The organism is Viridibacillus sp. NPDC093762, from assembly GCF_050279675.1.
GTDB lineage: Bacteria > Bacillota > Bacilli > Bacillales_A > Planococcaceae > Viridibacillus.
In genome coordinates, this window is sequence record NZ_JBNNUK010000041.1 from 1 (window position 1) to 6,834 (window position 6,834).

Annotated in this window: 6 protein-coding genes; 4 read left to right on the plus strand and 2 right to left on the minus strand. The window is 33.1% G+C overall.

The genetic code is table 11. The features are described 5' to 3' along the window. Positions 1 to 122: 122 nt before the first annotated feature. Both ACQKM9_RS21585 and ACQKM9_RS21590 read right to left on the minus strand, forming a co-directional pair. Positions 123 to 1,073, minus strand: a complete 951-nt coding sequence (locus ACQKM9_RS21585; protein ID WP_427736529.1) for an MBL fold metallo-hydrolase — start codon at positions 1,071 to 1,073, stop codon at positions 123 to 125. Positions 1,074 to 1,318: 245 nt separating this feature from the next. After that, positions 1,319 to 3,013, minus strand: a complete 1,695-nt coding sequence (locus tag ACQKM9_RS21590; protein ID WP_427736530.1) for a methyl-accepting chemotaxis protein — start codon at positions 3,011 to 3,013, stop codon at positions 1,319 to 1,321. 300 nt (positions 3,014 to 3,313) lie between these two features. On the opposite strand from ACQKM9_RS21590, the gene ACQKM9_RS21595 reads away from it, so the two are divergent. The 4 genes from ACQKM9_RS21595 to ACQKM9_RS21610 all read left to right on the plus strand — a co-directional run bounded on the left by ACQKM9_RS21595 (position 3,314) and on the right by ACQKM9_RS21610 (position 6,424). After that, positions 3,314 to 3,427, plus strand: coding sequence for a GNAT family N-acetyltransferase (locus tag ACQKM9_RS21595; RefSeq protein ID WP_427736534.1), 114 nt, complete (start codon positions 3,314 to 3,316; stop codon positions 3,425 to 3,427). 896 nt (positions 3,428 to 4,323) lie between these two features. After that, the gene (locus ACQKM9_RS21600) at positions 4,324 to 5,148 is read left to right on the plus strand and encodes a hypothetical protein (RefSeq protein WP_427736531.1); all 825 of its coding nucleotides are present in this window, start codon (positions 4,324 to 4,326) and stop codon (positions 5,146 to 5,148) included. 320 nt (positions 5,149 to 5,468) lie between these two features. Then, positions 5,469 to 5,693, plus strand: a complete 225-nt coding sequence (locus tag ACQKM9_RS21605) for a DUF3953 domain-containing protein (RefSeq protein WP_427736532.1) — start codon at positions 5,469 to 5,471, stop codon at positions 5,691 to 5,693. 170 nt (positions 5,694 to 5,863) lie between these two features. Next, positions 5,864 to 6,424 carry a GNAT family N-acetyltransferase gene (locus tag ACQKM9_RS21610; protein ID WP_427736533.1) on the plus strand — a complete coding sequence of 187 codons (561 nt, stop codon included), beginning with the start codon at positions 5,864 to 5,866 and terminating at the stop codon, positions 6,422 to 6,424. Positions 6,425 to 6,834 lie beyond the last annotated feature (410 nt).

A 6,834-nucleotide genomic window follows, 5' to 3' on the forward strand; every position in this document is an offset into this window, starting at 1 on the left:
TGAACCGCTTGAATACGTTGTTCAACTCGTACTTTTGCCATAAAAAAACCCCCGTAAAAGTTAGAATGGTGTCTAACTTTTACGGGGCAGTTCACTATATTGCAAACCTGCTTTTTATTATCTTAACCTTCTAATTTTACCAAATAATCAATGATTCCCATAGCAGAAACTGCCGTATCTAGCGGTATCACTTTGAAAACGGGGTGACTGAGTAATAAACCTTGTTGTAACACATAATCATTTACAACTGCATTCAAACGTTTTTCTAAATCTCGTGATCTCGCATAAAACTCCTCTTTTGCCGCCATTGCTTTTTTACCTTCTTCTAAGAATATTGGTAACCAGAAGCGAACTTGTTTATATGCCATATTTGGCTCGTAGTAAACACTATAATGCCCAAAGTATAGCTGACTTGGCGCAAGCTTTTCATATAATTGAATTGACTGTTCCATCGCATCGGGGTCGAATTGATTTGGTGACGTAGAAGGAAGGATTAAGTCGAAGTCTTCTTCCAAAAGTTCCGGATAATATACGCCAGTCGTATCTCCAACAAAAATCCCATTGCTCTTACTATCATGGATAGAGATATGGTGATTCGCATGACCTTTTGTATGATAGAAAGTCAAAGATGTTTCACCGAGTACAAGTTGATCCCCATCTTCAACGGTTCTCATTCTTGCTTCTTCAATAGGTAAAATAGGGTCAAATAGAGTATTAAATTGATCCCCATAAACAGACTGTGCACTGGCGATGAGGCGACTTGGATCTACTAAATGACGTGCTCCTTTTGGATGCACAATTAGTTCTGCATTTTTGCATTTCTCCATAAATAACCCAGCACCACCTGCATGGTCTAAATGGATATGTGTCAATATTAAATAGTCTACATCTTCAGGAGCCACGCCCAGCGCCTGAAGTCCTTGCATGATATAAGGTACAGAAGGACTTGCAGATGTTTCGATTAATGCAATTTTTTTATCCTTTAACAAATAAGAACTCGTCCGATTTGGTCGTCCTAAATCATACGTATCGATGCAAAATAATCCTTCGCTAATCTGTTCAATCTTTTCCATCAGACTCGCCTCCAATATATGTAGTTTATATTAAGTGTAAATAGATTGAGAGAAAATGTAAAAGGAAAAGATTGACGCTAAAGAATTAGGGGAGTTATAGGTACATTTAAATTGCCTACTAAGACGTAGGCATACATGTAAATTACATTAGGGTGAGATTGAGTAAAAGTCTTTAAGCAATTAATGTAATAATAACAACAATCAAAAAAGCCCATGGAAAATTACGATTTCCATGGGCCCTAATATCACAACTTAAATTGCTGAATTTCTTTTTGAAGAGATACCGATTTTGCATTTAAATCTTGAGCAATGCTATGGACTTCCTGCATTGAAGCTACTTGCTCTTCAATTGAGCTAGATACTGCCTCAATTTGAACTGAAATACCATCTGAATGGTTTGCGATTTCTGATATAGAAGCGGCAACTTCTTCAGCGCTCGCGGAAATTTCTTCGGAAGCGGCTGATATGTCCTCGATTTGGGAAGTCATTGATCTTACAGCTCCAGTGATTGAGTGGAATGAAACATCAGCTTGCTCAATGATCTTGACGCCTTCTTCAACGGTCATCAACCCTTGTGAGACACCATTTTCAACATTTTTTGTATCCCGTTGAATAGTGGCAGTTAAGGTAACTATTTTGTTGGCTGATAATTTCGATTCCTCTGCCAGTTTTCGAACCTCATCTGCTACAACAGCAAAGCCTTTACCATGTTCTCCTGCACGTGCAGCTTCGATCGCTGCATTTAAAGCTAGTAAATTCGTTTGTTCAGTTATTCCTGTTATTACTTTTGTAATATCTTCAATTTCCGCAGTCTGTAATCCGAGTTGTTTTGTTAATTCTGTTACTAGTACAGTTGCATCGTAAATATTTTGCATTTGTTCTTTAGCATCAATCAGTTTATTCTGACCTTCTTCTGCAATAGTCAGTGTATCAATTGCGGTTGTGTGCAAAGTTTGCGTAGATTCAGTAATACGCTGAACTCCAGAAGCTGTTTCGTCCATAGCAACAACACTTTCTTTAGCAGCAGCAGATGACATTGAAGCATTTATAGAAGTTGTTTCTATACTAGTCGAAACATTTTCTGAACTTTGTGATACTTCTTCTGTACTGGCAGATAATTCAGCTGCTGAAGTGGATAAATGTTCTGCACTATTATTCGTTGCTAGGATTAGATGACGTAAGTTCTGTTTCATCTCGTTAAACGAATCAGCTAGTTCACGAAGTTCATCTCTCGTACGAATTGTGATCTCAGGTTGTGATAAATCGCCTTTTGCTATTAGCTTAACCCCTTCATTTAACTTACGAACAGGGGTAGAAATCATTCGTGTAATAATGATACAGATGACTGTGGCAGCAACTAGATTTACTATGAAATTAATAATTGCAGAAAGCGTTGCATAACTTGTTTTATCCATTGCATCAAGTTGAATTTTCTCTAATTGTTCATTTTGATATGTAAGCATATCTTCAACATTACTTAAAATTTTGTCATTTATAGGCTGTATTTTTTCATTCATCAATTGGGTTGCTTTAGTGGCATTACCGGTTTGATGTAGATAAATAGTTTCTTTTGTATAACGATCGAACTCTTGTTTAGTAGCGATTGAATCTGCAACTAATTCCTTCATCGTATCAGATCGGACCATTGTTTCAAGTTCGGCTAATTTTTCATCAAAAATGGCTTGATGATCTCGTAATGAATCCAATGATTTACTATGTTTTTGCAATAAATATCCACGTAAATAAGACCCTTGTAGAGCCATTTCATATTGAATATCATCCACTAATCTAATTTGAACAAATCGTCTATCTACCAATTCATCCAAACTTTGATTAATTTCACGAGTATGTTTGACTGTAAAAATAGAGGAGATCCCTATCAAGATAACCATCAAAGTAAATCCTAAAAATATTTTTTTTCCTATCTTCAATAATATCACTACTTTCTAATTGTATTTAGTGAAAACAATTGACTATAATACTTTTAACTTATATCCCTTTACATATTATAAGGAATATTGATATAAATTTCACCTAATTTATTTCGGATTATGAATCTTTTTACCCGAACTATTGTAACTACTTACAAGAATTATGCCTATTATTGCTAGGATAAGGTAATCTTATATCGCTGAAATGAATGGTGAAGTAGTGAAGTAGTGAGTATCGGTACCATGGTCATATTTAGAAGACGACCATATTTAGAGAATCTTTAAGGAATTGAAGATTATATTTTGAATATGTATACTGTGTCTGAACATCGTGGAAATGGATTTGGAAGAAGAATTCTTGAAAATATTACTGAAGAAAGTAAGTTCACTGGGGTTAAAAGGATATGGCTGCATGCTTCATAAGACGGCAAATATCTATATGAGAAAATGGGATTTACAATGAAAAATAATGAGATGGCAGGCCTTAATAATGACTTCAAAATTACTGCTTTGGTTATATGCCAAGATTGCCATAAACGTATTAATAAAAATGCACCCTTCATAAATTATGAGGGACTAAATTATTGTGGGCCATGTTTTTATGGGAATTCAGAGAAAATAGAACCTTTTAAGGTTATAAACATTCTGATTGATAATAAGTGAAATTGGAAGTAGCGTAGAGATATAGCTGTAGCTTTATAAAAAAGATTGATTAAAACCATCTCCTCTCTATAGATTTCTAGAGGTGAGATGATTTTTTGTTGGATATTTCTGTTACTATCACTGTAAAGATTGTGAAAAAATGTACTTAAACTAACGGGGCAGTTTACTTCAAGAAGGAGTTATACCCTATTTCGTAGAAGTAATAGTTAATGGTATATAAAGGAAGTGGAATCAAAATTGTTTAATGTAAATAAAAAGATTTACTGGTCACTAACAATACCTTTCGTAATTTCATTATTTATTTTACTTTATGTAATACCTGCTAACCAAAGAGCTTTCATAGTAGCTTTACCAATTCCATTTTGGATAATATACTTTATTCTTAATAAAATTTATCCTGAAAAAAATAAGTAATTCAAAACTAACGGGTGCTTTACTTGAAGATCATTGAGTTCTATATGCAACTCTTTTTTCTTTATTGAACTAACGGCGCAGTTTAGTGGAATAAGAATCTGTTAAAATAACTTGTATTTTGATCAAAGCAATTAAATGAAGAGAGATGATTTGAGTGTATGCATTTGAACTTAAAGGCAAACAAGGATTTATAAGAATTGAGTTAAAGGAAATAATATCAAAATTGATGAGAGGTTTTGGTTATGTATTTTAAATTGTTTAAAATACATCTTGCTATTATAATTGCTTTTTTGCTCCTTTTGTTAACGGGCTGCGAAATCCCCAAAAAATTTGTAGAAGAGAATGTTAAAAATCATTTGGAAAACTACGGAATAAAGAACTACAACATACTAAGTGCTAAAAATGATGGTGAGCGTGGTGAAAGTAAGTATGGTTATGTAGAAATCTATAAACCTTATCATGTAAATCTCACATTAGCCTTTAATCAAGAAACAAATCAATTTATTCCTGACGAAAGTGACGATGTTTATTTACAACTATTTAAAGAAGCATATATTCAACAACATCCTGAAACTATCAAGGCGTCCAATCAGATTATCGAAAAATATCATTTAATGGATAAACCTTCAAAAAATTATTATCTTGATTTTAATATTGAAAAAGATCAAAAAAAAAGGCTAATTGATGACCTTAGAAAGAAAGAAAAAATAGACACCAATTCATTATTACCATCACTAACAAGTGATGAAAATGAATCGTTGTATCCTTTGAACAATGAGTCAGTTATTAATTTTCATTATAAGTTTAATGTTTACGAAAATAAAAATACAATCCCGAAAGCCAGTGATATTTTAAACGATTTTAAAGAAAGTAAAGTGTTGTGTGAAGGGAAGTATTTTTTAAATGTACAGGTGGTATCTTACGAACAAAATTCAGTGACTTATTTAGATGAAGATTATCCTGAAAACAATATTCTTTTTGTAGTTGGAAAGGATGGAGAATTTAGAGATATAAGGACATTAAAACGTACCGGATGGCTTAAGTATACCGTAGTTCCATTCCCCTAGTAATTGATGTAATAAAGTAGGTAAGAAGATTTTTATAGCTACAACACCTCTATTTAGTAACACAGTATTTTAAATTTTAGTTGTAGTACAAAGTTTAGTTTTTATGTTTCAATCTAAAAAGATAGTCCGATATTTTTTTAGGAAGGATTTTGAAATATTACACTTAAAGAAGCGGGTGCTTTAGTAGAAGATCTATGAGCTGTTCAGACAGCTCTTTTTTCTTTATTGAACTAACGGGGCAGGTTAGTTGAATAAAGAATTCGATTTTCATAACCAAAAATATAGTTCAAAATGATGTGATTTAAATGGAGGTAGAAAAAATGTTAAAAATATTAAGAATTATCTCGTTAGTTATTGCTTTTGCATTAGCAAGTTATAGTCTTATTACTAAAAACTTTGAGTTTATGCCATATATGCTGTTGTTCTTAGGTGTGTCTGGTTTAGTTACGGGGTTTTTGGAACTAAAAGCAAAACGGAAAACAAGTGCAATAATTTCTATCCTTGCTGCAGCATTTGGATTTTTTGTCGCCATTTATACTTTTTAAGCTAATGGGTGCTTTACTTCAATAAGTAACTGTTTCTTGTGGTAAAATAAGGATAACTTTATTTAGAAAGGATTGATTAATATGAGACAGGTAACAAAGGTGATTGAAAAGTAGACATATTTTTCTTTTCAATCTCAATGAAACTAAAACAATTGAAAAGAGGATAAATGATGTATTCAGACAAAGAATTGACGATTCGACCAATAGTAGAAGAAGATTTATTTCGCTTATGGGAGCTCATTTATAAAGATGAAAAACCAGAATGGAAAAAATGGGATGCCCCGTATTTTCCCCATCACCCCAAATCATATGAAGATTTTATGTTATCAAAAGATGAATGGATTGGTGATGAAAGCTATTGGGTGATTGAAGTGAGTGGAATTGTCCGAGGTATTATCTCTTATTATTGGGAGCATGAGCCGTCTAAATGGCTTGAAATGGGAATAATATTACATGAAGCAGGCTCATGGGGAAATGGCATTGGTACACGTGCATTAAAATTATGGATAATCCATCTATTTTCAACTATACCTTTAGTTCGTGTAGGCTTTACAACTTGGTCTGGGAACGAAAGAATGATTCGTGTTGGTGAAAAACTAGGTATGCAAATCGAAGCACGTATTCGTAAAGTTCGATATCACGAAGGTGTTTATTACGATTCAATTCGTATGGGTATTTTAAGAGAAGAATGGGAAAATAATGCATTACATATGGAATACATTGAAAGATAAATAAACGTTCCCAAATCAAAGTTTGGAAACAAACTTAAAAGCCACAAATGTTGTGAAATCAACGTTCGTGGCTTTTCTTATGAACATTGTTTATGCACTTTTGTTAAAAGTCAGTCATAGCAAAGGTTTTGAACCATATGAAGTAATGTTGCACCATCGTCTTTGATGAATAAAAACGTGTATAAAAATTGAAGTCCTATCGTTGTAAATCCGCATAAATCTGACTAGACCCCTAATTGTACTAACGGGTGCTTTACTTGAAGATCATTGAGTTGCATAGGCAGCTCTTTTTTCTTATTGAACTAACGGGGCAGTTTAGTTGAAGAAGGTATGTATAATATTGATTAAAGGAAAGTAATAAAAGATAAGTTTGGAGAGGATTTTTTTACTATGTCGTATCCATATAATCA

What these genes read in the sequence shown, in the direction of transcription:
- ACQKM9_RS21600 (WP_427736531.1), top strand. Translation starts at nt 4,324, where the DNA reads ATGTATTTTAAATTGTTTAAAATACATCTTGCTATTATAATTGCTTTT.
- ACQKM9_RS21610 (WP_427736533.1), top strand. Translation starts at nt 5,864, where the DNA reads ATGTATTCAGACAAAGAATTGACGATTCGACCAATAGTAGAAGAAGAT.
- ACQKM9_RS21605 (WP_427736532.1), top strand. Translation starts at nt 5,469, where the DNA reads ATGTTAAAAATATTAAGAATTATCTCGTTAGTTATTGCTTTTGCATTA.
- ACQKM9_RS21595 (WP_427736534.1), top strand. Translation starts at nt 3,314, where the DNA reads ATGTATACTGTGTCTGAACATCGTGGAAATGGATTTGGAAGAAGAATT.
- ACQKM9_RS21585 (WP_427736529.1), bottom strand. Translation starts at nt 1,073, where the DNA reads ATGGAAAAGATTGAACAGATTAGCGAAGGATTATTTTGCATCGATACG.